Source organism: Cobetia sp. 14N.309.X.WAT.E.A4, assembly GCF_030397495.1.
Taxonomy (GTDB): domain Bacteria; phylum Pseudomonadota; class Gammaproteobacteria; order Pseudomonadales; family Halomonadaceae; genus Cobetia; species Cobetia marina.
On the sequence record NZ_JAPNXT010000012.1, the window covers coordinates 16,151 to 42,332 of the forward strand.

The 26,182-nt window shown below is 62.5% G+C and carries 25 protein-coding genes and 3 tRNA genes; 16 read left to right on the top strand and 12 right to left on the bottom strand.

From position 1 onward, the window contains the following. Positions 1-119 precede the first annotated feature (119 nt). From lapB to OW493_RS14355, 3 genes are all read right to left on the bottom strand, one after another. Positions 120-1,298: a lipopolysaccharide assembly protein LapB gene (gene lapB / locus OW493_RS14345; RefSeq protein WP_084208132.1), complete on the bottom strand. Its 1,179-nt coding sequence runs from the start codon at positions 1,296-1,298 to the stop codon at positions 120-122. Then, positions 1,299-1,604: a LapA family protein gene (locus OW493_RS14350; RefSeq protein WP_077374623.1), complete on the bottom strand. Its 306-nt coding sequence runs from the start codon at positions 1,602-1,604 to the stop codon at positions 1,299-1,301. Positions 1,605-1,723: 119 nt separating this feature from the next. Continuing rightward, on the bottom strand, positions 1,724-2,020 hold the full coding sequence (locus OW493_RS14355) for an integration host factor subunit beta (protein WP_077374621.1): 297 nt from the start codon (positions 2,018-2,020) through the stop codon (positions 1,724-1,726). A 268-nt stretch (positions 2,021-2,288) separates the two neighbouring features. Between OW493_RS14355 and OW493_RS14360 the strand changes: the two genes are divergently transcribed. Together OW493_RS14360 and OW493_RS14365 are read left to right on the top strand one after the other, a co-directional pair. Then, positions 2,289-2,564: a succinate dehydrogenase assembly factor 2 gene (locus tag OW493_RS14360; protein ID WP_077374619.1), complete on the top strand. Its 276-nt coding sequence runs from the start codon at positions 2,289-2,291 to the stop codon at positions 2,562-2,564. After that, positions 2,524-3,318: a hypothetical protein gene (locus OW493_RS14365; protein ID WP_289864628.1), complete on the top strand. Its 795-nt coding sequence runs from the start codon at positions 2,524-2,526 to the stop codon at positions 3,316-3,318. The genes OW493_RS14360 and OW493_RS14365 overlap by 41 nt, the downstream gene beginning before the upstream one ends. On the opposite strand, the gene nadB is transcribed toward OW493_RS14365, so the two are convergent. Both nadB and OW493_RS14375 read right to left on the bottom strand, forming a co-directional pair. Continuing rightward, positions 3,319-5,052, bottom strand: coding sequence for an L-aspartate oxidase (nadB, locus tag OW493_RS14370; protein ID WP_176493403.1), 1,734 nt, complete (start codon positions 5,050-5,052; stop codon positions 3,319-3,321). It lies immediately after the preceding gene. Beyond that, positions 5,049-6,317: an FUSC family protein gene (locus OW493_RS14375; protein ID WP_136938683.1), complete on the bottom strand. Its 1,269-nt coding sequence runs from the start codon at positions 6,315-6,317 to the stop codon at positions 5,049-5,051. Before OW493_RS14375 ends, nadB begins: the two co-directional genes overlap by 4 nt. 440 nt (positions 6,318-6,757) lie before the next feature. On the opposite strand from OW493_RS14375, the gene OW493_RS14380 reads away from it, so the two are divergent. Next, positions 6,758-8,155 (top strand): class II fumarate hydratase, encoded by a 1,398-nt coding sequence (locus OW493_RS14380; protein WP_289864635.1) that lies wholly within the window; start codon positions 6,758-6,760, stop codon positions 8,153-8,155. 168 nt (positions 8,156-8,323) lie between these two features. Here OW493_RS14380 and glpD read toward each other — a convergent pair whose 3' ends face one another. Beyond that, positions 8,324-9,826, bottom strand: a complete 1,503-nt coding sequence (gene glpD, locus OW493_RS14385) for a glycerol-3-phosphate dehydrogenase (protein WP_271302251.1) — start codon at positions 9,824-9,826, stop codon at positions 8,324-8,326. Positions 9,827-9,923: 97 nt separating this feature from the next. On the opposite strand from glpD, the gene OW493_RS14390 reads away from it, so the two are divergent. Continuing rightward, entirely contained in the window at positions 9,924-10,331 is a 408-nt protein-coding gene (locus tag OW493_RS14390) for a hypothetical protein (RefSeq protein WP_289864638.1), read from the top strand. Positions 10,332-10,388: 57 nt separating this feature from the next. Here the strand turns inward: OW493_RS14390 and OW493_RS14395 are convergent, their stop codons facing one another. Continuing rightward, positions 10,389-11,171 (bottom strand): DeoR/GlpR family transcriptional regulator, encoded by a 783-nt coding sequence (locus OW493_RS14395; RefSeq protein ID WP_084208138.1) that lies wholly within the window; start codon positions 11,169-11,171, stop codon positions 10,389-10,391. Between the two features lie 420 nt (positions 11,172-11,591). On the opposite strand from OW493_RS14395, the gene glpT reads away from it, so the two are divergent. The 7 genes from glpT to OW493_RS14430 all read left to right on the top strand — a co-directional run bounded on the left by glpT (position 11,592) and on the right by OW493_RS14430 (position 16,754). Then, positions 11,592-12,935 (top strand): glycerol-3-phosphate transporter, encoded by a 1,344-nt coding sequence (gene glpT / locus OW493_RS14400; RefSeq protein WP_077374603.1) that lies wholly within the window; start codon positions 11,592-11,594, stop codon positions 12,933-12,935. Positions 12,936-13,023: 88 nt separating this feature from the next. Next, positions 13,024-14,517 carry a glycerol kinase GlpK gene (gene glpK / locus OW493_RS14405; RefSeq protein WP_077374601.1) on the top strand — a complete coding sequence of 498 codons (1,494 nt, stop codon included), beginning with the start codon at positions 13,024-13,026 and terminating at the stop codon, positions 14,515-14,517. Between the two features lies 1 nt (position 14,518). Further along, complete coding sequence (locus tag OW493_RS14410) at positions 14,519-15,241, top strand: MIP/aquaporin family protein (RefSeq protein ID WP_077374599.1); 723 nt, start codon at positions 14,519-14,521, stop codon at positions 15,239-15,241. Between the two features lie 198 nt (positions 15,242-15,439). Next, positions 15,440-16,162, top strand: a complete 723-nt coding sequence (locus OW493_RS14415; RefSeq protein WP_084208139.1) for an MIP/aquaporin family protein — start codon at positions 15,440-15,442, stop codon at positions 16,160-16,162. Between the two features lie 287 nt (positions 16,163-16,449). After that, positions 16,450-16,526, top strand: a tRNA-Val gene (locus OW493_RS14420). Between the two features lie 37 nt (positions 16,527-16,563). Then, positions 16,564-16,640, top strand: a tRNA-Val gene (locus tag OW493_RS14425). Positions 16,641-16,677: 37 nt separating this feature from the next. Then, a tRNA-Val gene (locus OW493_RS14430) sits at positions 16,678-16,754 on the top strand. A gap of 90 nt (positions 16,755-16,844) precedes the next feature. Here the strand turns inward: OW493_RS14430 and OW493_RS14435 are convergent. From OW493_RS14435 to OW493_RS14455, 5 genes are all read right to left on the bottom strand, one after another. Further along, positions 16,845-17,876 (bottom strand): alpha/beta hydrolase, encoded by a 1,032-nt coding sequence (locus tag OW493_RS14435; RefSeq protein WP_289864643.1) that lies wholly within the window; start codon positions 17,874-17,876, stop codon positions 16,845-16,847. Positions 17,877-18,059: 183 nt separating this feature from the next. Next, on the bottom strand, positions 18,060-18,548 hold the full coding sequence (locus OW493_RS14440) for a GAF domain-containing protein (RefSeq protein WP_077374593.1): 489 nt from the start codon (positions 18,546-18,548) through the stop codon (positions 18,060-18,062). Positions 18,549-18,749: 201 nt separating this feature from the next. Continuing rightward, positions 18,750-19,568 carry a MetQ/NlpA family ABC transporter substrate-binding protein gene (locus OW493_RS14445; RefSeq protein WP_077375588.1) on the bottom strand — a complete coding sequence of 273 codons (819 nt, stop codon included), beginning with the start codon at positions 19,566-19,568 and terminating at the stop codon, positions 18,750-18,752. A 160-nt stretch (positions 19,569-19,728) separates the two neighbouring features. Beyond that, positions 19,729-20,382, bottom strand: coding sequence for a methionine ABC transporter permease (locus OW493_RS14450; RefSeq protein WP_077374591.1), 654 nt, complete (start codon positions 20,380-20,382; stop codon positions 19,729-19,731). Beyond that, positions 20,363-21,406 (bottom strand): methionine ABC transporter ATP-binding protein, encoded by a 1,044-nt coding sequence (locus OW493_RS14455; protein WP_077374589.1) that lies wholly within the window; start codon positions 21,404-21,406, stop codon positions 20,363-20,365. Before OW493_RS14455 ends, OW493_RS14450 begins: the two co-directional genes overlap by 20 nt. Positions 21,407-22,039: 633 nt before the next feature. On the opposite strand from OW493_RS14455, the gene OW493_RS14460 reads away from it, so the two are divergent. The 5 genes from OW493_RS14460 to ung all read left to right on the top strand — a co-directional run bounded on the left by OW493_RS14460 (position 22,040) and on the right by ung (position 26,182). After that, a complete protein-coding gene (locus OW493_RS14460; protein WP_289864649.1) occupies positions 22,040-22,651 on the top strand; it encodes a riboflavin synthase subunit alpha in 612 nt (203 codons plus the stop codon). A gap of 300 nt (positions 22,652-22,951) precedes the next feature. After that, complete coding sequence (locus OW493_RS14465; protein WP_289864652.1) at positions 22,952-24,253, top strand: NCS2 family permease; 1,302 nt, start codon at positions 22,952-22,954, stop codon at positions 24,251-24,253. Beyond that, positions 24,253-24,798: an adenine phosphoribosyltransferase gene (locus OW493_RS14470; RefSeq protein ID WP_077374582.1), complete on the top strand. Its 546-nt coding sequence runs from the start codon at positions 24,253-24,255 to the stop codon at positions 24,796-24,798. Before OW493_RS14465 ends, OW493_RS14470 begins: the two co-directional genes overlap by 1 nt. A gap of 171 nt (positions 24,799-24,969) precedes the next feature. Then, on the top strand, positions 24,970-25,467 hold the full coding sequence (gene gpt, locus OW493_RS14475) for a xanthine phosphoribosyltransferase (RefSeq protein ID WP_077374580.1): 498 nt from the start codon (positions 24,970-24,972) through the stop codon (positions 25,465-25,467). Position 25,468: 1 nt separating this feature from the next. Further along, positions 25,469-26,182, top strand: a complete 714-nt coding sequence (ung, locus tag OW493_RS14480; RefSeq protein WP_141392391.1) for a uracil-DNA glycosylase — start codon at positions 25,469-25,471, stop codon at positions 26,180-26,182.

Here is a 26,182-nt window from a genome sequence, read left to right on the forward strand (position 1 = left end):
GGGGCGTCTTGCATCCTGCTCGGGCGCACTTGGTCTGACGTGCTTGGTCTGACGTGCTTGGTCTGACGGGCTTGAACTGACGGGCTGGTCCAGATGAGCGAGTCACGGAATGCGGGGGCTCATTCGCCTTCCAGTCCGGTGATCGGCTTGACGGTACCCCAGTGGCGACATTTCGGGCATTGCCACAGCAGCATCGAGGCCTCGAATCCGCAGCGGTGGCAGCGATGGCGAGGGCGTGCCTCGATCAGCTGCTGGGTATGGCGCTTGAGCAGGCTGAAGCGCTGGGTCTCGCGCTCATCGGCATCCAGCAGGTACAGGTCGAGCAGATAGTCGACGCCCCGCAGGCTGGGGTGACGATGCAATTGCTCGCTGGCGAAGCTGACGGCGGCCTCGACTCCTTCCCGGCGCTCGATCAACTGGGCGAGACTGACCACCGTGGTGGTATAGGGGCCGCGCTCGACTTCCTGCTGCAGATAGCGCACCAGTCCGCTTTCGTCGTCCAGCATGTGGAATGCCTTGCCGAGCGGTTCGAGAATGATGGGAGTGAAACCGGTGTCCTGACGCGGAATGCGCTGCAGCAGGCGAATGCTCTGCTTGTAGTTGGCATGCTCGTATTCGATCTCGGCCAGCATCCAGTTGGCGCGCACACACTTCTCATCCGTGGAGAGTGCCTGCTTGAGGCGCTTGCGAGCCACCGCCTGACTGCCTTCCAGGATATCGAGGGCCGCCAGTTCGCAGTGCCAGTGGGCGGCGGCGCGTCGGATGCCACCTTCCTGACGCAGGATGGGGTGTGCGACCTCGAGGGCAGCCTCCCATTCTCGCTCACGCTCGAGCAGGTCGATCAGGAGGCGTCGGCCAGCGCGACGATGGTCATCGTGCTGGGCCTGCTTGAGGAGGGTTTCCAGCAGCTTCTCGGCGCGGTCGTAGACACCGCTGCGCATGAAGTCGCGGGCCAGTTCCAGCTGTACGCGTTCGCCCTGCTCGCTGTCGAGGGCCGGGCGTGCCAGCAGATTCTGGTGGATCTTGACGGCGCGGTCGACCTCCCCGCGACTGCGGTACAGGTTACCCAGCGCGATGTGGGTATCGACCGTGTCGCTGTTGACTTCCAAGGCCTGTACGAAGGTTTCGATGGCGCGATCAGGCTGCTCGTTGAGCAGATGATTGAGGCCAACGAAATAGTCGCGGGACAAGGTGGCAGGGGCGGGAGTTTGCGTAGTGGGGCGACGATCACGTCGCCCCAGCCAGAACCCGATGGCAATGGCGGCCATCAGCAGTCCCAGCAGTATCAGGTCAGGCATTTATGCCACTTCCTTGATCTCCTGGATGCGCAGCTGGTCCAGTTCCTTGCGTTGCTGCTGGTTGCGACGCTGCGCGCGGGTCAACAGCGTGCGCAGGCGCAGATACATGCCGGTCATGGCGATCATGCCGAGCACGACGCCGATGGCCAGTGAAAACAGCAGCCACATGGAAAGTGAGGCAGCCGGCAGCTCGAGCCAGATGAGGTCGAGAGGCACGGTTTGCTGGTTGTGAACGGCAAACAGGATGCCGACCAGCAGAACGATCAGCAGGATCACGGCCAGAACGAGACCTTTTAGCCAGCGCATAACGGTTTCCTTGTCATGAAATGCAGTCGTGAATCATCGCCTGGCGAGTGTATCACCGGGCAAGCCGTGAGTCTCGACGTCAGCCGTGCGGCCTGAGGCCAGGCCGATGCCTTGTGGGCTCAGTAGCCGAGCGCGCGGCTGGCATCGACCTGTTCGCGCAGTTCCTTGCCCGGTTTGAAGTGCGGGACGAACTTGCCGTCCAGCTGGACGGGCTCTCCGGTCTTCGGGTTGCGTCCCAGACGCGGCTCACGGTAGTGCAGCGAGAAGCTACCGAACCCGCGAATCTCCACGCGTCCCCCGTGGGCCAGCGCATCAGTGACATCATCGAGGATGATGCGAACGGCGGCTTCTACATCCTTGAGCGACAACTCAGGCTGTCGCATGGCTATCTGTTCGATCAGCTCGGACTTGGTCATCGGATCTCTCCATGCCTGCACCCTTGCGGGAAGGGTGATCGTGATGCGGCTGTCAGATGACCTCTTGTCGTCTGACGGACCCCCGCATCCTTGTGATTGTTATCTCCTCAGCATAATGGGCAAATCCTGAGAAAACAACGCACTACGAACATCATTGCCCATCACGACATGGATTGCCAATTCCTGTCGTGGCAAAGGGTCAACGGATGCTGCCAGACTCCCCCTCGGGTATACTGCCGGCATTGATGTGACGACTGAGGTTCGGGCAATGGATGAGATGATTCGCAAGCGCCTTCACTGGCACTCCCGCCGCGGCATGTGGGAACTCGATCTGCTGCTGTTGCCTTTTCTCGAGCAGCGCTTCGATGCGTTGAGTGAGCAGGACAAGGCCCTCTACGTGGAACTGCTCGCGGAAGAGGATCAGGATCTCTTCGTGTGGCTGATGAAGCGGGATCCGTGTGGCAATGAGGACTATCAGCGCCTGATCGACATGGTGATCGCCAATGCAGAACATGGCGAACGCGATCAGTTCAAGGGCCTCTGAACAGGCCCTGCATGCTCAGGCGATTCTGCGCCTGATACTGCTGGCGTGCAGCCTCGTGCTGATGACGTGGCTGTTCGCTCGCCTGGCAGGACCTTCCGGCCTGGATGCCTGGTGGGCCTGCCGCACCCATGATGCTCTGCCTTTCGAGGCGGAGCATTGTGCTTTCTGGGGCATGATGCCGCCTTTGAACATCCATTCGGCCGTCATGGCCATGCTGACCACAGGCGGGGTCTTGCAGGGGGTGGAAGCCTGGTGGTGGTGGCATCGCCGTGACCGGCATCGGGAGGTATGGTGGCTGGCGCTCGGGGCGGAGCCCGTGGGGGAAGGGGCGGAGCGCTCGGGGCTGGCCGCCATGCCAGAGGCAGAGACGGAGACGGAGACAGGTGAGGAGGGCGAACTGGCGCACGACGAAGCCGAAGAGGAAAGTCCTCGCTCACCGGCATCACTCGACGAGACGCGCAGGCGGCACCCCGAGATGCGCCTTTGCTGGTGGTGGGCGGACGCGAACTCCGGTGGCTGGCAGCGAGTCGGCGTCACGCGCCTGTGGTGTTCGCCGCGACTGGTGGGTCTGCGCCTCACGTGCCCCGGTGAGCGCTCACGTACTCTGTGGCTATGGCCAGACAGCGCACCTCCAGCCCAGCTGCATCGGCTGCGACTGTGGCTGCTGTGGCCACCTCTCGCCCACGACATGCCACGACAGCCGCCTGCCATCGAGCCGCTGATGGCCCGTATCGCGACTGATCGCCGCCAATGATCATCTGAGGTGAATCACGCTGTCACGCGCGCGCGGTGCCGGCATGGGGTAATCGCGCACGAAGTGGAGCCCGCGTGATTCATGACGTTGGTGAGCGCTGATCAACAACAGCGGCGCCAGAGTCAGCGCCTGATACAGGGCCAGGTGAGTGACACCTGCGCTGGCCCCTGAGTGCCTGCCTTGCCGGGAGAGTTCAGAGGAATGAGCGCGCTCTGACGAATGAGGGGGCTCACAGGCCAGCCAGGCCGCCATCTGATCCAGTGCCGCTTCCAGTCCCTGCTGGCTACGCTCGATGCCCGCCTGCAGGCTCATCAGGCGCCGCAACGCCGTGAGCCGCTCATCCGCTTCGCGATTCTCCAGGCACATCACGTGCTGCCAGAGTGCATGCCTGTCTTTCAGCCGGGTCAATAGTGCCTGCTGGCGGGGAGGCAGCTGTCCTCGTTCAGGCAGCATGCTCGTTGTGAGCGCCTGCGCCACTGGCCAGGTGTCGGGCGCCGATTCGCGCTCGGTGAGCGCCTCGCCGCAGGCGCGCGCCTGCACCAGGCATTCCAGCAATGAGTTGCTGGCCATGCGATTGGCCCCGTGAAGCCCTGTACAGGCCACTTCGCCGATGGCCCACAGTCCTGCCAGATCACTCGCGCCATTCAATTCGGTGGCGATTCCGCCGCAGCTGTAATGTGCTGCCGGTACCACGGGAATCGGGGCTCGGGTGATGTCGATGCCACGCTCCCGGCAATGCGCCAGGATGGTCGGGAAGTGATGATGGATGGCCGCGGATCCCAGCGCACTGATATCGAGATGGACGTGATCCAGCCCGTGAGCGCGCATCTCGGCGAGGATGGCGCGCGCCACCACGTCGCGTGGTGCCAGCTCCAGGCGAGGGTCGTGATCCAGCATGAAGCGATGGCCATCGGGGCGCTTCAACAGGCCACCTTCGCCGCGCACGGCTTCCGAGATCAGGAACGGCGTTCCGGCCGGGTCGTACAGACAGGTGGGGTGAAACTGCTGGAACTCCAGATTCATCAGGCTGGCACCGGCACGCACGGCCATCGCCATGCCATCCCCGACGCTGGCGCTGGGGCTGGTGGCATGCGCAAACAGGCCGCTGGCACCGCCCGTGGCCAATACCAGGTCGCGTACCGTCAGCAAGCGTTGCTGGCCGGTGCCATCGATGACCCGCAGTCCCGCGACCTGGGCCCCCTTCACCTCGATGTCCACGGCGAGCAGGTCATCGAGCACCTCGATGGCAGGATGTGACTCGACATGCTGACTGAGCGTATCCAGCAGCGCCCGCCCCGTGGCGTCGGCCGCATGGATGATGCGTCGCCGGCCGTGGCCGCCTTCCCGGGTGAGGTGATAGGGATAGCTGGCATCGGCTTCGGCTGGCGTGAAGGGGACGCCAAGCCCGATCAACCACTCGATGGCCTCGCGGGAATGTCCGACGGTAAAGCGCACCGCTCGCTCGTTGCACAGGCCGTCCCCCGCGATCAGCGTATCGGCGACATGCGATTCCACGTCATCTTCCGGGGCCAGTACCGCCGCGATGCCGCCCTGAGCCCAGCGGCTGGCGCCCTGGGCCTCCCGCGCCGGACGCAGCAGCGTCACGCGGCGCGAGCGCGACGCGGATGAGGGCTGATTGGCCAGGCTGAGCGCAAGGGTCAGGCCGGCCGCACCGCCGCCCACGATCAGGACATCGTGGTCACTGGTGGCAGTGATGTCATGCGCTGTGCTCATGCGTCTTTCCTTGGCGTGTCACCGGGTGCGGCGGCGGGCGAGCGGGAATGAGCGTCATCCCGGGTGTCAGGTGACTTCGCCTCGGGTGTCGGGGGCGTGCCGTCGCTGTCAGAGTCCTTGGGGACGGCTGTCTCGCCCGGGGTCGGGTCCTCCGGCAGGAAGATCCGGCGGGCATCACTGATCAGGCCATGGCCCGGCAGGCGCCGTTGCAGGCGCTCGCTGGGCAGACGTTCCAGCAGGGACAGCCGCTCCCCCAGGGCTTCCGTCAGGCGCGCGAGTTCACGATTCAGCCACAGATAGCCTGCCGGGCTGAACAGTGCACGTCCTTTGCGGCTCTCGACATTGCGTACCTCGGCGTAGCGCTGCAGGTCGAACGGGGTCACCGTCAGCTCGATGTGCTGGCCGGTACGCACCTGGAAGGCCAGCGTGCCGAGGGCGCGAGCCAGTCGGTGCTGGGCATCGCGCAGGCCCTCGAGTCCTTCGATGAACTCATGACCTTCTCGCGTGTTCCAGTGGGTTTCCTGCAGCAGCTCGATGGTCGAGATCATGCGCCGCTCGAACGATAGGATCTCCTCGATATCACCGCGCTGGATCCGGCCTTCACGCACCACGGCATCCACCAGTCCACGCTGCTTGACCAGCTGGGCGGAGGTGGCGCGCACCAGATTGAGCGTTTCCTCGATGCTGGAACGCTCTGCATTGGTGTGGTTGTGATAGAGCCGCGCCAGCTTGTCGAGGTTGTCGGCCAGCAGGAAGCGGAAGACATCCGTCGCCTTCTGGGGCAGCAGGACCAGGCTGACCACGATACTGATCAAGGTGCCCAGTACCACGTTGAAGACGCGCCACAGGGCGATCCCGAGATCATGATTGCCATCGCCCACCACCATCAGCAGGGTGACGCAGAACAGCAGCGAGCTGTAGCCATAGCGATTGCTGAAGGTGGCATTGAGCGCCAGCGCGATGCCGACCATGCTCCAGATGGGCACCACGCCGGGCAGCGGGTCCGCGACCAGTATCAGGATCAGCCCCCAGAGTCCCCCCAGCAGCGTGCCGAGCAGGCGCTGCGAGCCCTTGTCGAGCACGCCGCCGACGTGGGGCAGATTGCCCATCACCATCACGGTGCTGACCAGTGCCCAGGAGCTGTGCGGCAGATCGAACAGCTCGATGATGCTGAAACAGAGCGTCAGGGCGACGGTGACCCGCAGGATATGCAGGCGCTGGCGGTGCAGATAGGTGAAGTAGGGATTGTGCGATAGCCAGTTCATGCCGATTCCCCCTCGCGAATGACAAGACCGGGAGTGAGCAGGCGGGTCGCAGACATGGCGGGCATCAGCAGCAGAGAAGTGGACATCGGGTGCCAGGAGATTCCGTCGACAGAGAATGGAAGAGGATGTCGTGAGCGATGCCGCCGCGCACCGGCGCAGGCAGGACGCGGCGGACCACCGAATCGCCGCACAGTGTAACCGACCCCCACGAGCTCGTCACAGCGCTTGGCATGCCAGAATCACGTTGTCATCAGCAGGTTAGTGGCGGGTCGTGAAGGGCAACGCGGAAATCTGATGATTGTTATTGATAATCACTACCATCAAGTGGCTTGATTGGATTCCCCCAAGGCCCCACGTGATCATGGGGGCAATCCATTCACGCCTACCGGCAGCGCCAGTCACACGAGCCGCTGCCTGGTGTCATCACAGGGAGTCATTGCATGAGCAGCCAGACCCGTCGCGAACAGGACAGCATGGGCGAACTCGAGGTGCCGGTCAGTGCACTCTACGGGGCGCAGACCCAGCGTGCGGTGGACAACTTCCCGGTCAGCGGCCAGCCTTTGCCGGCACCGTTCATCCAGGCGGTGGCGCGCATCAAGCTTGCCGCGGCAGAGGTCAATCTCGACCTCGAGTTGCTGGATGAGGCGCGTGCCGGTGCCATCGTCAAGGCGGCGCGCCAGATCATCGATGGCGAGCATGCGGATCAGTTCCCGGTCGATGTCTTCCAGACCGGTTCCGGCACCTCGACCAACATGAACGTCAATGAAGTGCTGACGCATCTGGCCAATGCCCAGCTGGAAAGCGAGAACAGCGACCTCAAGGTCGGCGCCAATGACCACGTCAACATGGGGCAGTCCAGCAACGATGTCATCCCGACGGCGATTCACCTGTCGGCGGTCATTGCCGTCACCGATACCTTGCTGCCTGCACTGCGTCATCTGCACGACGTGATCGCGAGCAAGGCGGCGGAGGTCGATGATGTCGTCAAGACCGGCCGCACCCACCTGATGGACGCGATGCCGATTCGTCTGAGTCAGGAGCTGGGGGCATGGCAATCCCAGGTGGCACAGGCCATCGAGCGCATCGAGGAGTCGCTGCCGCGTCTCGAGCGTCTCGCCCAGGGCGGCACGGCCGTCGGCAGTGGCATCAACGCGCATCCCGAGTTTGCCGAACGCATGGCCAAGCGCCTTTCGCTTCAGACCGGGCACGCCTTCCGTCCGGCCGACAGCTTCTTCGCGGCGCTGTCTTGTCAGGATTCCGCGGTCGAGCTTTCCGGTCACCTGCGGACCTACGCCGTGGCGATGATGAAGATCAGCAATGACCTGCGCTGGATGAACTCCGGGCCGCTGGCCGGGCTGGGCGAGATCGAGCTTGAGGCCTTGCAGCCGGGCAGCTCCATCATGCCGGGCAAGGTCAATCCGGTGATTCCGGAAGCCGCCGCCCAGGTGGCTGCCCAGGTGATGGGCAATGATGCCACCATCGGCATCGCCGGTCAGAGCGGCAACTTCCAGCTCAATGTCATGCTGCCGTTGATCGCCAACAATCTGCTGTTCTCGATCACGCTGAGCGCCAATGTCAGCCGCCTGCTGGCGGACAAGGCCATTGCCACCTTCACGGTGCGGCAGGACAACATCGAAGCGCCGCTGGCCAGGAACCCGATTCTGGTCACGGCACTCAATCCGGTGATCGGTTACAACGAGGCCGCACGTATCGCCAAGGTGGCCTATCAGGCCGGCCGGCCGATCCTCGAGGTGGCCGAGGAGGAGACGGATCTCGACCGTGAGACGCTGGAGCGCCTGCTGGACCCGGCCAAGCTGACCGAGGGCGGCATCCAGTAAGCGTGCCCCCGCAAGGCTGACAGCAAGCGTCAGCAGGCAAGAGACAGCAGGCAAGAGTCTGCAAGCAAGAGACAGCAGGCAAGAGTCTGCAAGCAAGAAACAGAAAGCCCGCCCTCCAGTCAGGAGGGCGGGCTTTCTGATGTCGCATGCAGGTGAATCAGCGATGCGTCAGGCGGCGTGCGCCATCAGGCGTTCCTTGAGGTACTCGCCGATACGGGCCTTCTGCTCATCGCTCAGGCGCAGGGTCAGCTTGGTACGCCGCCACACCACATCCTGTACCTCATGTGCCCACTCACGCTCGACCAGGTAATCGATCTCGGCGGCGCTCAGGCCGGCACCGAAGTCTTCGCCAAGCTCGGCTTCGCTCTTCTTGCCCTCGAGGAAGTGCAGGCACAGGCTGCCATAGCTGGAAGCCAGGCGTCTGGCGCGAGCCTCTCCCAGGAACGGGAAGTCGCGGACCAGCTGGCGAGTGAAGGCCGCGCGGCTCTCGATGTCTCCCCCCGGCAAGGCCTTCTCGTGGGTCCACGGTTCACCCATGTTGGGCAGCAGCGGCTTCAGATCTTCCAGCGCGGATTCGGCCAGCTTGCGATAGGTGGTGATCTTGCCACCGAAGATGGACAGCATCGGCGCGCCGCTGTCATCCAGGTGCAAGGTGTAGTCGCGGGTCATCGCTGACGGGTCGGCTGACTCGTCATCACACAGCGGGCGTACGCCGGAGAAGGAGGAGATGACGTCATCGCGGCTCAGCTTGCGCTTGAAGTGATGGTTGACCACCTCGAGCATGTAGTCGGTTTCATCGCTGGAGCAGGCCACCTCGGAGGGGTCGCCCTTGTAGCGCACGTCCGTGGTGCCGACCAGGCTGAAGTCTTCCTGATAGGGCAGCACGAAGACGATGCGCTTGTCCTTGTTCTGCAGGATGAAGGCGCGATCATCGGTATTGAGGCGCGGCACGATCAGGTGGCTGCCCTGGATCATGCGGATGCCGTAGCGCGGCGTGCGCTCGGTGGCACCCTTGATGAAGGACTCCACCCACGGCCCGGCGGCATTCACCAATGTGCGGGCGTGACGGGTGAAGGTCTCACCGCTGTCGATGTTCTCCAGCGTCAGCTCCCAATGCCCGTTCACGTCGCGTGCCCCGACGCAGCGAGTGCGCGTCATGATCTCCGCGCCTTGCTCCTGAGCCTGAAGCGCGTTGGTGATGACCAGACGCGCATCATCCACCCAGCAGTCGGAATACTCGAAGCCCTGGGTGATCTCGCTGACCAGGGGGCTCTGCTCACCGAACTTGAGCCCCTTGGAGGCTGGCAGGGTCTCGCGCTTGCCGATGTGGTCATACAGGAACAGGCCGGCACGGATCATCCAGGCCGGACGCAGATGTGGCTGGTGCGGCAGGATGAAGCGCAGGGGCCAGATGATGTGCGGTGCCTTCTTGAGCAGCACTTCACGCTCCTGCAGGGCTTCACGTACCAGCCGGAACTCGTAGTGTTCCAGGTAGCGCAGGCCGCCATGGATCAGCTTGCTGCTGGCGGAAGAGGTGGCGCTGGCCAGATCATTCTGCTCGCACAGTGCCACGCTCAGGCCGCGCCCGCTGGCGTCATTGGCGATACCGGCACCATTGATGCCACCGCCGATGATGAAGAGGTCGATAAGTGCGTCGTTGTCGCGGGACATGGGCTGCTCCTGCACGTGCCCGGCGCTACCGGGGAGATCGAGATGGGGCGGCACCGGTTCGGTGCGCGTGATAAGTTTCGAAAGTGAACATAGCTTAGTGAAAGTCGAACATCAAGGTGATTCTTGTGGCATCTCGATTTTCGAAAGTGCGCATAATGGGCTCGAACAAGCGACCCGGCATTGCACCATGTTCAACCTGTTGTCCTGCCTGAACATTTTTCACAGTGTCGATGCGGGATATGACAGTCGGATGAAGATCTGCCTCTTCGCCCATGCGCTCGAGGCACTGGCCGACGGGCTTTTCTGCAGCCTGCCGGCGCACCGCAAGGCGAGATGCCCGATGCAAGGGGAGCTTGCTGAGCAGGAGGATGAGAAGAGAGCCGAGGAGGAGCAGGCTAGAAGAAGAGAAAAAGAGAAGAAGAGAAGAAGAGAAGAAGAGAAGAAGAGCGGCGACCCACGCCACGGCATGACGCACGGCTTGACGTGGGAAATGACTCAACGATGAGGAAGGAGGTGGCGAGACGGCAGGCGTTCCGCGTGGCTGGGCGCTCTGCGCCGTGGATCAGGCGTTCCCGGCCTCATCGGATACCGCAACATGCAAGGCCACTTCATGCTGGTGCATCAGTCTCAGAATGTTTTCCGGAGGCTGGATATCCGTGAACAGCGCATCCAGCTGGCTCAGGTTGCCCTGACGCACCACGGCATTGCGCTGGAACTTGGAGTGATCCGCGATCAGGAATACCTGGCGCGAGTTGTGGATGATCGCCTGGGCGACACGCACTTCCTGATAGTCGAACTCCAGCAGCGAGCCATCTTCATCGATGCCGCTGATGCCGATGATGCCGTAATCCACCTTGAACTGATTGATGAAGTCGATGGTCGCCTCGCCGATGATGCCGCCATCGCGAGAGCGCACCATGCCACCGGCGACGATGACATTGAAATCCTCCTTGTGCTGGAGAATGGCTGCCACGTTGAGGTTGTTGGTGATGACTTCCAGTCCGTGATGATCACACAGCGCCTCAGCGACCATCTCATTGCTGGTGCCGATGTTGATGAACAGCGAGGCGTGATCCGGTATCTCGTTGGCGAGGGTGCGAGCGATGCGCCGCTTGGCTTCCAGGTTCAGGGTCTTGCGCGTGCTGTAGGCCGTATTCACCGTGCTGGATTCAAGTCCCGCCCCCCCATGGACACGCTTTAGGGCACCGGCTTCCGAGAGCTGGTTGAGATCACGGCGAATGGTCTGCGGCGTGACCTTGAAGTGACTCGCCAGCTGCTCGATGGAGGCATAGCCCTGACGCGTGATCAGTTCGACGATGGCGCGGTGGCGCTTGGACTGCATCATCCTGTCCTCTTGCTCATGTCCGGTGAAAAGACGTCTGCTCTGAACCGTCGCGCAGGCAACGTGATCCTGCGTGCGGTTGCTGCTCGACCAGGTGCCCCGTAGATGGTGAGGCGGGGCGGTGTGCCATCCAGAATGTTCGTTTGATGTTCTTTTTGATACATGCTCGCGGTGACGCCAGTGGTAGCACTGATTGACCTGGTGGGTGCAAGCCGTTGAAGTTATACGAAATCATGCATAACTTACTGAATAGCAAGGATTGTCATGCTCGTGTAGACAAAGGTCTAGCGAATATCGGTGCTTTTCGCATTGTGACACCGATGTGAAGCCTGTACTTTCGCATTCGAACACCAAGCGCGTCTGTCAAGGCGTCGCTATGCCCGTGTAGAGGTCGGTGTCGTAAAATCAGGAGCGAGCAGCAGAATGTACGGTTTATTCAAATCCGCGGTGCACGCCACACCGCTTCACGACGCCAAGGTAGACGACACCTATAAGCGACTGAGATGGCAGATCTTTCTCGGTATCTTTCTAGGCTATGCCGGCTACTATCTGGTACGCAAGAACTTCTCCCTGGCCATGCCTTCCCTGGTGGAGCAGGGCTATTCCCGTGGTGATCTTGGTCTGGCCTTTGCCGGCGTGTCGATCGCCTATGGTATCTCCAAGTTCGTGATGGGGGCTGTCTCTGACCGCTCCAACCCGCGTTACTTCCTTCCTGCCGGTCTTCTGATGTCTGCCGGCATCATGTTCCTTTTCGGTTTCACTGACTGGGCAACCTCCAGCATCGGCATCATGTTCGTGCTGCTGTTCCTCAATGGGTGGGTGCAGGGCATGGGATGGCCGCCCTGCGGTCGCACCATGGTGCACTGGTGGTCACAGAGTGAGCGTGGCCAGATCGTCTCGGTGTGGAACGTGGCCCATAACGTCGGCGGCGGTCTTGTCGGTCCGCTGTTCATTCTTGGCATGGCCTGGTTCAACGACTGGCAGTCCGCGTTCTATGTGCCCGCCGCGCTGGCCGTCTTCGTGGCGATCTTCGCCCTGCTGACCATGCGAGACACGCCGCAGAGCTGTGGCTTGCCTCCCATCGAGAAGCACAAGAATGACTACCCGCCGGGATACGATGAAAGCCACGAACAGGAATTCTCCACGCGGGAGATCCTGGTCAAGTACGTATTCAAGAATCGCATGCTCTGGTACATCGCGCTGGCGAATGTCTTCGTGTATCTGCTGCGTTACGGGGTCCTCGACTGGGCGCCGACCTACCTGCAGGAAGCCAAGAGCTTCAGCGTCGACAAGTCCTCCTGGGCGTATTTCCTGTATGAGTGGGCCGGTATCCCCGGCACGCTGCTGTGTGGTTGGTTGTCCGACAAGCTGTTCCGGGGCAACCGCGGTGCGACAGGGGTGTGTTTCATGGCGCTGGTCGCCGTCTTCACGACTGTCTATTGGTTGAATCCTGCCGGTAATCCGGGAATCGACATGCTGTGTCTGGTCGCCATCGGCTTCCTGATCTATGGCCCGGTCATGCTGATCGGTCTGCAGGCGCTTGAGCTGGTACCCAAGAAGGCGGCAGGGACCGCGGCTGGCTTCACCGGCCTGTTCGGTTACCTGGGCGGCTCTGTCGCTGCCAGTGCCTTGGTAGGCTATACGGTAGATGCCTATGGATGGGATGGTGGTTTCATGTTGTTGATTGGCTCGTGCGTGATGGCGGTCGTCCTGTTGTCATTGACGATCTTCGAGAGCGCTCGCATGTCGGCACGCACCGCCAGCTGATTCCCAGCGGAAACATGATCATTCAAATGGCCCGCTGAACGTTGCATGGGCGGGCCATCTTGTAACGGACTACCGGGAGATATTGACGATGACCAACCACATTCTGTCCATTGACCAGGGAACCACCAGCTCGCGCGCCATCCTCTTCGATCGTGAAGGCGCGGTGACCGGACTGGCACAAGAAGAATTTGCGCAACACTTTCCGAACAGCGGCTGGGTCGAGCATCACGTCGATGATATCTGGGGATCGGTGAAGCGCACCGTGCATCAGGCGCTGATCAATACCAATATCGGCGCTGAGCAGGTCGCGGCCATCGGGATCACCAACCAGCGTGAGACCACGATCGTCTGGGATCGCAAGACCGGCGTACCGGTCTACAACGCCATCGTCTGGCAGGACCGCCGGACCCACGAGTACTGCCGTGAGCTTTCCGATGCCGGCCATGGCGAGATGATTCAGCGCAAGACCGGCCTGCTGATTGACCCGTACTTCTCCGCGACCAAGCTGCGCTGGATTCTCGAGAACGTCGAAGGCGTGCGTGCGCGCGCCGAGAAGGGCGAACTGGCCTTCGGAACCGTCGACAGCTATCTGATCTGGAAGCTGACCGGTGGGGCCCGTCACGTGACCGATGCCACCAACGCCTCGCGCACCTGCCTGTTCAACATCGTTGATCAGTGCTGGGACAGCGAGCTTCTGGCGCTGTTCGGCATCCCGGAATGCCTGCTGCCGGAAGTGCTGGATTCCAGTGATGATTTCGGCACCACCGATCCGCAGCTGTTCGGGGCGGCAATGCCGATCCGTGGCGTGGCGGGCGATCAGCAGGCGGCGCTGGTCGGGCAGGCCTGTTTCACGCCGGGCATGAGCAAGAGCACCTATGGCACGGGCTGCTTCATGATCATGAACACCGGCGAGAAGATGGAGCTGTCCAGGAACCGTCTGCTCACCACCGTCGGTTATCGCCTCAACGGCAAGCCGACCTTCGCCATGGAAGGCAGCATCTTCGTGGCCGGCGCCACCGTGCAGTGGCTGCGTGATGGCCTGAAGCTGTTCTCCGACGCCTCCGAGACCGAGCCGCTGGCACGTGCGGCCAGCGCAGATCACGGCGTCTACATGGTGCCGGCCTTCACCGGCCTGGGAGCGCCACACTGGGACCCGCAGGCTCGCGGCGCGATCCTGGGGCTGACCCGAGGTACCGGCATCACCGACATCGTCGCGGCCGGCCTGCAATCGGTGTGCTATCAGACCCGAGATCTGCAGGAGTGCATGCTGGATGACGTCACCATCAATTGCGCGAATCTGCGCGTGGATGGCGGCATGGTCAGCAACAACTGGGTAATGCAGTTCCTCTCCGACATGCTGGGCGTGAAGGTGGATCGCCCGCGCGTGCTGGAAACCACCGCGCTGGGTGTGGCGTATCTGGCCGGCCTGCATATCGGTTGGTATGAAAGTCTGGAAGAGATCAGCGAGCTGTGGCACTGCGAGCGCACCTTCGCGCCGGAGATGGCGGAAGAGCAGCGTGAGCGCCTCTATGCCGGTTGGCTGGAAGCCGTCGAACGGGTGAAGAGCGACGGAGGTCACTGACATGTGGACTGACGTCATGACGGGCGAGTTTCTCGGTTGCCTGTTCCTGATCCTCTTCGGCGGCGGTGTGGTCGCCAACGTGGTACTCGCGGATACCAAGGGCAACGGCTCCGGGTGGATCGTGATCACCACCGGCTGGGGATTTGCGGTGATGATCGGGGTGTTCGTGGCCGTTTCCACCGGCTCGCCCCAGGCGGACCTCAATCCGGCGGTGACCCTCGCCAAGTACCTGCTCGGGGTGCATGCCACCCTCATTGATGTGGCGCGTCATGTCATCGCCCAGATGCTGGGCTGCTTCGCCGGTGCGGTGATGGTGTGGCTTGCCTATCTGCCGCATTGGAAGCGTACCGGCGACGCTGGCCTCAAGCGTGCGGTGTTCTGTACTGACCCCGCGGTCGAATGCCGGTTGGGCAACATGCTCAGTGAGGTGATCGGCACCGTGGTGCTGATCTTCGGCATCGGCGCCATCGTCGGTTCCGGCAAGATCAGTGCCGGCCTGCTGCCGTATCTGGTCGGCATGCTGGTGTGGGCCATCGGGCTGTCGCTGGGTGGCGCCACGGGCTATGCCATCAATCCGGCGCGTGATCTTGGTCCTCGCATCGCGCACTCGCTGCTGCCGATCCATGGCAAGGGTGCCTCCGGGTGGGGATATGCCTGGGTGCCCATCGCCGGGCCGCTGGCGGGGGCATTGATCGCGGCCAGCATGTGGAATCTGCTGCTGTAAGCCCTTCTGTCGCAAGTGGCTGGAGCCACCTCGTCAGCTGTGGCAATGTAACGCCTCCTTCGCCCCGTCACTCGACGGGGCGAAGTCTTTGTGCCCGTGTGCCGACATTCCTGTCTGGGGGAGCGATGCCGCGACCTCTCTCGGGGCTGGAAGACACAGTGGGTGGTGGATGGGGACAAGTGACGGAGGTCATCTGGCATGTGGACTGACGTCATGACGGGCGAATTTCTGGGTACCACGCTCATGATCCTGCTGGGCGGCGGAGTCGTCGCCAATGCGATGCTGCGCAAGACCAAGGGAGCCGGTTCCAGCTGGTTGATGATCAATGCCGGCTGGGGCTTTGCGGTGATGGTCGGGGTGCTGGTGTCGACCTCGACAGGCTCTCCCTACGGAGACCTCAATCCAGCGGTCACCCTCGCCAAGTATCTGCTGGGCGTGCATGCAAGCGTGCTCGAGGTGGCCAGGATGATGCTGGCGGAGATGCTGGGATGCTTCACCGGGGCCGTGCTGGTGTGGGCGGCGTATTATCCCCACTGGAAGGTGACCCGTGACCCGCTGCGCAAGCGTGCGGTCTTCTGTACCGATCCGGCAGTCGATTCCCGATTGGCAAATGTCGTCAGTGAGGCGATCGCGACGGTGGTACTCGTCTTCGCGATCGGCAGCATGGTCAACAGCGAGCTGATCACTGACCGGGTATTGCCGTATCTCATCGGGGCGCTGGTATGGGCCATCGGTCTGTCACTGGGTGGCCCGACCGGCAATGCGATGAACCCGGCGCGCGATCTTGCGCCACGTGTCGCGCATTGGCTTCTGCCGATTCCGGGCAAGGGCAGTTCTGACTGGGGGTATGCCTGGGTGCCGATCGCCGGCCCCTTGCTGGGGGCGGCTGTGGCCGCGGGACTGCGATGGGTATTGTTTTGACGCCCCGTTGCCCTTGTGATGTCGCTTGCGCGGCGCTGAGGGCGTAAAGAAGTGAGGCGGTGCCGGCATGGGCTGGCACCGCCTCGCGCGTTCTCGGGGGAGGATCGGTGACCCCGGTGAGACGCCTGAAAGAAGGCGCATACGGCGAGTATCGCGATGCTACTCAGGCGAGAAATTTTTTTATCATCAGGGGGTTGCATCAAAACGGAAGATAAGTAGAATACGTCCTCGCTGACAGGGCAAAGCGCTTCGCACCACAAACGCTTCCCTCATTCAGCTGCTGACACAGGACCATAGCTCAGTTGGTTAGAGCGCCACGTTGACATCGTGGAGGTCGGCGGTTCAAATCCGCCTGGTCCTACCAGCATCGGCATCGATGGCAACATCGCGCCACTTGATACAGGACCATAGCTCAGTTGGTTAGAGCGCCACGTTGACATCGTGGAGGTCGGCGGTTCAAATCCGCCTGGTCCTACCAGCATCGGCATCGATGGCAACATCGCGCCACTTGATACAGGACCATAGCTCAGTTGGTTAGAGCGCCACGTTGACATCGTGGAGGTCGGCGGTTCAAATCCGCCTGGTCCTACCAGATTCCAGAAAACGCCCGACTCATCGAGTCGGGCGTTTTCGTGTGCGCGTCAGACACGCCTGTCGAGAAGCGCTGGCGCTGGCCGTGCTGTCAGGCAAGCGTGGTGTCGAGGAAGTCACCGGCTTCCTTGAGGGCGGCGTTGGCAGCGCTGAGCAGCGGTGCGAAGCCGACGAACACATGCGGCATGTCCGGCCACAGGCTGAGCGTGACAGGCGAGCCGCAATCCTGTGCCTGCGCGGCGTAGCGACGACTGTCATCGAGCAGGATTTCCGCCTCGCCGCATTGGATCAGCGTCGGTGGCAGGTCAAACAGATTCCCCTCCAGCGGCGAGATGCGTGGATCGCTCATGTCGGTACCGTCCTGCACATAGGCCATGCTCACGAAGGGCAGCAGATTGGGGTCGAGGATCGGGTCTACCTCGGCCTTGCGCGACAGCGAGGCGCTGCCCCAGCTGAGGTCGGTGGCGGGCGAGAAGGCGATCACCGCGTCCGGCAGTCGCTCGCCTGCGCTCTTGAGCGCGTTGAGGGTCGAGAGCGTGAGGTTGCCGCCCGCGCTGTCTCCGGCCAGCAGCAGGTGGTCATCCGGAAACTCGCGGCACAGCCAGTGCCATGCGGCCAGTACGTCTTCCAGGCCTGCCGGGAAGGGCGCCTCAGGGGCGAGGCGATAATCCAGCGTGTAGGTCTCGGCGCGCGCCGCGCGGCCCAGACGGCTGGCCAGCGGGCGATGACCGGCGGGGGAGCCGGCGATCCAGCTGCCCCCATGCACGTACAGCAGGCGACGCGCAGGTGTCGGTGCGCCGTCTGGTGCGGGCAATATCTCACAGAGGCGCTCGCCGTTTCCTCCCGGCAGCATCTCGAGGCGTGGCGTCACGCCGGTGTCGAGAATGCTGGCATCGGCGGCGAAGTAGCCTTCCAGCAGGGTGCGCTTGGCGCCCAGGTCATTGCCGGTACGTGCCGTGAAGGCCTTGAGGCGCTCGAGATGCGCGATGACCTGCTCGAGCCCGGCATGGGCGTCATCGTGATTCTGGAGGGAGCCTTGCGTATGCGGGGCAGGATGAGCGGTCGATGAAGATGAGGTAGGCGCTGAGGAAGACGCGTCATGTGATGGCGACTGGGATGACATGTTCTGCTCCTGTCGGGTCAGAGAGCTCTTAACGTGTCATCTCGCCAGGGGCTGTGCAAGGGGCTTTGCAAGGGGCTGTGCGAGGGCTATGCAAGAAAGGCCTGACCCGCCGCAACGCAGACCGCCCGCCATGCAGGAGGCATGGCGGGCGGCAGGACATGATGTCAGCACCTGATGGGCGTATCAGGCGGGCACGCTGTCGAAATCGCTGGAGGCGATGAAGATCTCGACCAGGCGTTCGATGCCGGCTTGATCCTCTTCATCGAAGCGCTCGGGGCTGGGGCTATCCAGGTCCAGCACGCCCCACAGCACTTGCTGGCCGTTCTGCTCGATGAGAACGGGGATGACCAGCTCGCTGCGCGACGCGGCGTCACAGGCGATATGGCCCGGGAAGGCATGCACATCCGCGATGCGCTGAGTGGTGCGCTGGGTCGCGGCGGCGCCACACACGCCCTTGGTGAAGGGGATCGGGTGGCAGGCCGGCTGACCCTGGAACGGCCCCAGGTGCAGGATCTGCGGCTGACGTTGCACATAGAAGCCAGCCCAGTTGAGGTCCGCCACCGTCATGTTGATGAAGGCAGCCGTCTGGGAGGCGTTGGTCAGCCAGTCGCGAGTGTCGAGCGTGGCGTCCAGCTGGCGGGCCAGCAGTGAGTAGTCGGGACGAGTGGCCATATTGGCTCCTGAGTGGATGGCGGGTTGATGCCGGTGACGCAGGGATGCGGTCGCGGGTCGCCTGTTTCAAGCACGCCCTGCGCGCGCTCTTGCGCCGCGTCGGCATCTGGACGTGATGAGAGATTCATCAAGCAGATGCAAAAGCGCCGACCTCAGGGTCGGCGCTTTGCGTCATGCAGCTGTCAGCTTGCGCTCGAAGGCTTATTTCCAGCCCGGTACCGCAGCGCCCTTGAACAGCTCTTCGGCCTTGGCTTCGACTTCCGGTGTCTGGTAGGCCTTGACCAGCTTCTGCACCTTCTCGCTGTCTTCATCGCCCTGGCGCACGACGATCAGGTTGACGTACGGGGACTCGGCGCCTTCACGGATCAGCGCGTCTTCCGGTTTCAGGCCAGCCGGCTGAGCGAAGGTGTTGTTGATGAAGGCCAGGTCGACGTCCGGCAGGATGCGCGGCAGCTGGGCAGCCTCGATTTCCTTGAACTGGTAGTCATGCGGGTTCTTGGCGACGTCGATCGGGGTCGCTTCGAGGTTGTCCTTGTCGGTCAGCTCGATCATGCCCAGGTCGTGCATCAGGATCAGGGAGCGGCCTTCGTTGGACGGGTCGTTCGGCAGTGCGATGGTCGCGCCGTCCGGCAGTTCGCTGATGTCTTCGTACTTCTCGGAATAGGCACCGATCGGGTACACGAAGGTCTTGCCGGCGCTGGCGAACTTGTAGCCGCGCTCACGCACCATGGATTCCATGTACGGCTGGTGCTGGTAGGCGTTGGCATCCAGCGAGCCATCGGCCAGAGCGGCGTTGGGAGACACGTAGTCGGTGAACTCGGTGATCTCGACGTTCAGGTCGTACTTTTCCTTGGCGATCTCGGCTGCGACCTTCATCACCTCGGTTTCCGGACCTGCGACGGTACCCATCTTGAGGGTGTTCTCGTCGGACGCGTCGTTGCCGCAGCCTGCCAGCAGGGTGGCGCCGAGCAGGGTGGCAGCACCGGCAAGGCGCAGCGGGGAAGAAAGCGTGGTCAGCATGTTGCGCATCGATGTTCTCCTTGTGATCCGACGTGACCGGCGGGGTCCGCGGGATGTTATGAGTGACGGCTCATTGTGATGAGCCGTCACGATACCGAAAGCCGTGTGATTTGTAGATCGAACGCCACTGGTGGATCAGTCGCCGCTCATGGAGCGAGGCTTACTTGTGGTTCGACTTGCGCACCAGATGGTCGCCCAGGCTCTGGAAGCCCTGCACCATGACGACGAGGATGACCACGGTCACCAGCATCACCATCGGGTCGAAGCGGTTGTAGCCGTAGCGGATGCCGAGATCCCCCAGGCCGCCGCCACCGACGGTACCGGCCATGGCGGAATAGCTGATCAAGGTGACCACGGTGATGGTCAGACCATTGATGATGCCGCCGCGTGCTTCCGGCAGCAGGACCTTGGTGATGATCTGCATCGGCGTGGCACCCATGGCCTGAGCGGCTTCGACCAGCCCCGGGCCGACTTCATTCAAGGCGCCTTCGATCAGACGGGCGACGAAGGGAATCGAGGCGATGGTCAGCGGCACGATGGCGGCATTGGTGCCGATCGAGCTGCCGGCGATCAGGCGCGTCAGCGGGATGATCGCCACCATCAAAATGATGAAGGGCACCGAGCGGCCGATGTTGGTGATGATGCTCAGCACGCTGTTGAGCACCGGGCGCGCGAGAATCTGGCCCGGGCGCGAGGTGTAGAGTGCCACGCCCAGCGGAATGCCGAGTGCCGCGGAGATCAGGCCTGCCACCGCGACCATGTAGAGGGTCTCGAGGGTGGAGGACAGGACGAGTTCAAGCAGTGCGGGTGACATGGCCGAGCACCTCCACTTTCAGGTCGTGGGATTCGAGATAGTCCAGCGCCTGCTGGGTCTGGGCGCTGTCGCCCATCAGTTCGGCGATCATCAGGCCCAGGGTGCGGTCCTGAATGGATTCCACCTTGGCCTGCAGGATGCTGACGTCCACCTGACACTCACGCGCAAGGCGCGAGATCAGCGGCGTGGAGACGGCGTCGCCACTGAAGGCCAGACGGACCACCGGATGGGTGTGCGGGCCGGGAGTCGCCTCCAGGCGCTCGACCAGTGCGCGCGGTGGTTCGAGTTCCAGGAATTCATTGAGGAATTCGCGGCCCAGGCGGGTCTGCGGGGCGGTGAAGAAGTCGCCGACCGCCGCCACTTCCACCAGCTCGCCGCCGCTGATCAATGCGACCTGATCACAGATGCTCTTGACCACTTCCATTTCATGGGTGATCAGTAGGATGGTCAGGCCCAGCTTGGCATTGATGTCCTTGAGCAGCTCGAGAATGGAGGCAGTGGTCTGGGGATCGAGCGCCGAGGTGGCTTCATCGCACAGCAGCACCTTGGGGCGGCTGGCGAGTGCGCGAGCGATGGCGACGCGCTGCTTCTGTCCGCCGGACAGCTGGGCAGGATACTGGCTTGCCTTGTCGCTCAGGCCGGTCAGTTCCAGCAGTGGCTCGACGCGCTGGCTGATCTCGGCCTTGGAGATTCCGGCCAGTTCCAGCGGCAAGGCCACGTTGGCGAAGACGGTGCGCGAGGATAGCAGGTTGAAGTGCTGGAAGATCATGCCGATCTGGTGGCGAGCACGACGCAGGGCGCTGTCGTCGAGTGCGGTCAGCTCCTGACCATCGACCACGACACTGCCCTCGGTGGGGCGTTCGAGCAGATTGACGCAGCGAATCAGGGTCGATTTTCCGGCACCGGACAGGCCGATGACACCGGTAATGGCGCCCTGGGGAACCGTGAGACTGGCATCCTTGAGCGCGACCACGGCCTTGTCACCACTGCCGTAAGTCTTGGAGACGTTCTTGAGTGTGATCATGGGGGTCCGAATGGTTAAGGCACCAACCGGAATGCGGGCGAAGGTCTGCGGCAAGCCGCCTGTTCTGCGTGTGTCGTGCACTGCGCCGAGAAGGGCAAGGCACGCCTGGCAAGAGGAGAGTGATCCAGAGAGGAAAAAAAGACCACCCAAGATGGGTGGCCATCAACGCTGGACACACCCTTTTAGCAGAACTTGCACCCCGGGAGACAGACTCTCGAAGTGGGCGCCCGCAATCCGGGTACAAATCGGCGCCAAACAGATTTGAGGCGCATTCTATCAGCCACCCTCGGGGTGTCAACGACTTTGGTCTGGCGTTGACGCTTTATTCGAACTGGCGTTCGATATGGCAATTTGCCGATACTCGCTGTCAGAGATGTCTTACATGCAGGACGCCTTGCCAGCCCCGTGGCGCAAGGCCAACCCTTGACAGCAGGCCTGCTCATCTTCTCTTCGCTCGATGGCGTGAAGGAGGCGTGAAGGAGGCGTGATGGCTGCCGGCATCGAGTCCGACATGCTAGGATTTCCCATCGGCATGTCGGATCTCGTGGTGTCATCAGTGCCCGGGTGTCATGGCCTGTCATCATATTCATGGGTTCCCGCTCCGCGGGAAGCAGTGCAAGGATAAGGAAGCGCATGTTCACCGGTATCGTGCAAGGCATGGCGGAAGTGGTCGCCATTGAAGAGCGTCCGGAGTTTCGTACCCATCAGGTCCGGTTGCCGCTGGGGTTGGAGCAGGGGCTGGAAACCGGGGCGTCAGTGGCGCACAACGGTTGCTGCCTGACCGTGACGGCACTCGAGGGTCAGCTGGCCAGTTTCGATCTGATGCGTGAGACACTGCGACTGACCAACCTCGGCGAGCTCAAGGTGGGCAGTCGGGTCAACATCGAGCGGGCAGCGCGCTTCGGGGATGAAATCGGTGGCCACTCCATGTCCGGTCACGTCATGGCGATGGTCACCCTCGATGCCATTGAAGCCACGGCTGACAATCGCCGGATCTGGTTCCAGGCTCCCGCTGAGCTGATGCGTTTCCTGTTCGACAAGGGCTATGTGGGACTTGACGGTGTCAGTCTGACCATCGGGGAGGTCCAGGGCACGCGTTTCTGCGTCAATCTGATACCGGAAACCCTTGAGCGCACCCTGATGGGTGAGCGCGCGGTGGGGGATCGGGTCAATCTCGAGGTGGACCCCCAGACCCAGGCCATCGTCGAGACGGTGGAGCGAGTCATGGCCTCACGGCTGGCATGAGGCTTGCAGGCTTGCTGCGGGGTCAATTCGCTGGCAGGACGCCAGAACCCGTCTGACCGGTCAGGAAATATGCCTGCAATGCTCGATTCGCTGCAGACCTTTGGGTACCATGTTGCGCCTTTCGATGCCCTGCCACCGGCAGGGCATCGTGGTTCAGGCAGGCTGAACGAGGGGGAAGCCATGGTTGCCCCCTGTGCAGCATACCTGTCCGAGTGAGTTCGTGTTGATCCGCTGTTCCCGAACGTCATCGACCACTGCGGCTTGCCGGACAGGCACTGCTCAAGGATAAGGGTTTCCCTCATGCTGGAACGTCTCTTCAAGCTCTCGGAGCACGGTACCAATGTGCGTACCGAAGTCATCGCCGGATTCACTTCCTTCCTGGCGATGGCCTATATCATCTTCGTTGCCCCCTCGATGCTGGCCTCCACCGGCATGGATCACGGCGCCGTCTTCGTGGCGACCTGTCTGGCAGCTGCCCTTGGCTGCCTGATCATGGGGCTCTACGCCAACTACCCGATCGCGCTGGCACCCGGCATGGGCCTGACGGCCTTCTTCACCTATACGGTGGCGGGGCAGATGGGCGTTCCCTGGCAGATCGCGCTGGGCGCGGTCTTCCTGTCCGGGGTGAGTTTCTTCCTGCTCTCCGCCTTCAAGATCCGGGAGTGGATCATCAACGCCATTCCGGCCTCACTGAAGACGGGCATCGCCGCGGGCATCGGCCTGTTCATGGCGATCATCGCGCTGCAGGGCAGCGGCATCGTCGTTGATGCACCGGGCACCCTGGTCACGTTGGGTGATCTGTCCTCGCCGGCAGCCCTGTATGCGCTGCTGTCATTCTTCCTGATCGTCGCGCTGTCCTACCGCAAGGTGATCGGCGCCGTGATGATCGGCATCCTGGTGGTGACGCTGCTGGCGACCCTGACCGGCAACAATGACTTCCATGGTCTTGCCTCGATGCCGCCGAGCATGCTGCCGACATTCGCACAGCTCGACATCGCCGGCGCCTTCAACCTGGGCATGGTGTCGATCATCTTCGCGTTCCTGTTCGTCGATCTGTTCGATACCTCGGGCACGTTGATCGCCGTATCCCAGCAGGCGGGACTCACCAACGAGCGTGGCCACCTGCCGCGTCTCGGTCGTGCCCTGATGGCAGACTCCAGCGCGACCATGGCCGGTTCGGTGATGGGGACCTCGAATGTCACCAGCTATATCGAATCTGCCACCGGGGTGGCGGCAGGCGGACGCACAGGACTGACCGCGGTGGTCGTGGCGGGGCTGTTTCTCGTCAGCCTGTTCCTGTCACCGCTGGCCACCTCCATCCCCGCCTTTGCCACCGCGGGTGCGCTGCTCTATGTCGCCTGCCTGATGACAGGTGGCCTGGCACGCATCGACTGGAATGACATTACCGAAGCCGCGCCAGTGGTGATCGCCACTCTGGTGATGCCACTGACCTACTCGATTGCCAACGGGATCGCACTGGGCTTCATCAGCTACGCCGTGATCAAGCTGTTCTCTGGCCGCTATCGTGATCTGAGCCCGGGGCTGGTGATTCTCGCCATCCTGTTTGCCTGCAAATACCTGTTCCTCGACGGAGCCCTTTAATGAGCATCTACAGCGACTACATCAAGTCTGTCATCCGCACCGTGCCGGATTGGCCCCAGCCGGGTGTCAATTTCCGTGACATCACGCCGGTACTGCAGAATTCCGCCGCGTTCCGCAAGCTGATCGACTCCTTCGTGCACCGCTATCAGGAGATGGAGATCGACGCCATCGCCGCCATCGATGCACGCGGCTTCATCATCGGTGCACCGCTGGCCTATGAGCTGGGCTGCAGCTTCGTGCCGGTGCGCAAGAAGGGCAAGCTGCCGTTCAAGACCATCAGCGAGACCTACACGCTGGAATACGGTGAGTCCACCGTCGAACTGCATTCCGATGCCTTCCGTGAAGGCGATCGCATCCTGGTGATGGATGACCTGATCGCCACCGGTGGCACCATGCTGGCGGCCTGCAAGCTGATCGAGCGCACCGGCGGTATCGTGGTGGAGACCGCCGCGATCATCGACCTGCCGGAGCTGGGCGGTTCCGCCAAGATCCGCGAGGAAGGCCACAGCGTCTTCGCCGCCTGCAGCTTTACCGAAGCCGAGTAAGCCTGCGCAACGACGATGGCCCTGTCTTCTGGCAGGGCCATCGTCGTTGCAGACAACGTCCGATATCGTCGTCGCCGGCAGTGTCGTTTCACACCGGCGCGATCTGTCCCTTGTAGGGTGGCACGCCAGCCACCATGCTTTGTTCCTGTTCCGTCATTGCGAGTGACCCACATGTCTTCCGAACGCTATCACGACCATTTCATCGTCTCCTGGGACCAGCTGCACCGCGACGTGCGCGCGCTCTGTCATGACCTGATCGGTCGTGACTACAAGGGCATCATCGCCATCACCCGTGGTGGGTTGATCCCGGCTGGCCTGATCGCCCGTGAGCTGGGCATCCGCCATATCGACACCGTGTGCATCAAGAGCTACCACGATCACATGGAGCAGGGGGGGCTGGAAGTGGTCAAGGGCGTCGATCATGACGGTGACGGCTGGCTGCTGGTCGATGACCTCGTCGACACCGGCAACACCGCACGTGCCGTGCGCGACATGTTGCCCAAGGCCCATTTCGTGACCGTCTACGCCAAGCCGGAAGGCCGTCCGCTGGTCGATGATTTCATCACCGAAGTGCCGCAGAACTGCTGGATCCAGTTCCCGTGGGACATGGGTATCGCCTACGTCGAACCGATCTCCGAGCAGCTCAAGAAGCAAGAGAGCGACAGCTGACATGCCGTTGGAGACTGCCACCTCCGGTAGCTCCCAGGTGCTGCCTGCCGACTGGCAGGCGCATCTCGGGCAGGAATTCCATGCCGAGTACATGCAGCGGCTCAAGGCCTTCCTGCGCGCCGAGAAAGATGCCGGCAAGGTGATCTACCCGCACTCGCAGGACTGGTTTCGCGCCTTCTGGCTGACCCCGCTGAGCAACGTCAAGGTCGTGATCCTGGGGCAGGACCCCTATCACGGGCCGGACCAGGCACATGGTCTGTGCTTCTCGGTACGCCCCGGCGTGCGCCCGCCGCCCTCACTGAAGAACATCTACAAGGAACTGGCTGCCGATGTCGGGGTCGAACCCGTGGATCACGGCTTCCTCGAAAGCTGGGCGGAGCAAGGTGTGTTGCTGCTCAATAGCGTGCTGACGGTCGAGCAGGGCAAGGCCGCCTCGCATCAGAAGCAAGGTTGGGAGCAGTTCACCGACCGCGCCATCGACGTGATCAACCAGCACTGCGAGGGTGTCGTCTTCCTGCTCTGGGGCAGTCATGCCCAGAAGAAGGCGGGGGCCGTGGATCGCCAGAAGCATCTGGTACTCCACGCTCCGCATCCGTCGCCTCTCGCAGCGCACCGCGGATTCTTCGGTTCTCGTCACTTCTCACAGGCCAATGCCTGGCTGGAGGCACGTGGCGATGTGCCGATAGATTGGCAGTTGCCACTGCTTGATACCTGA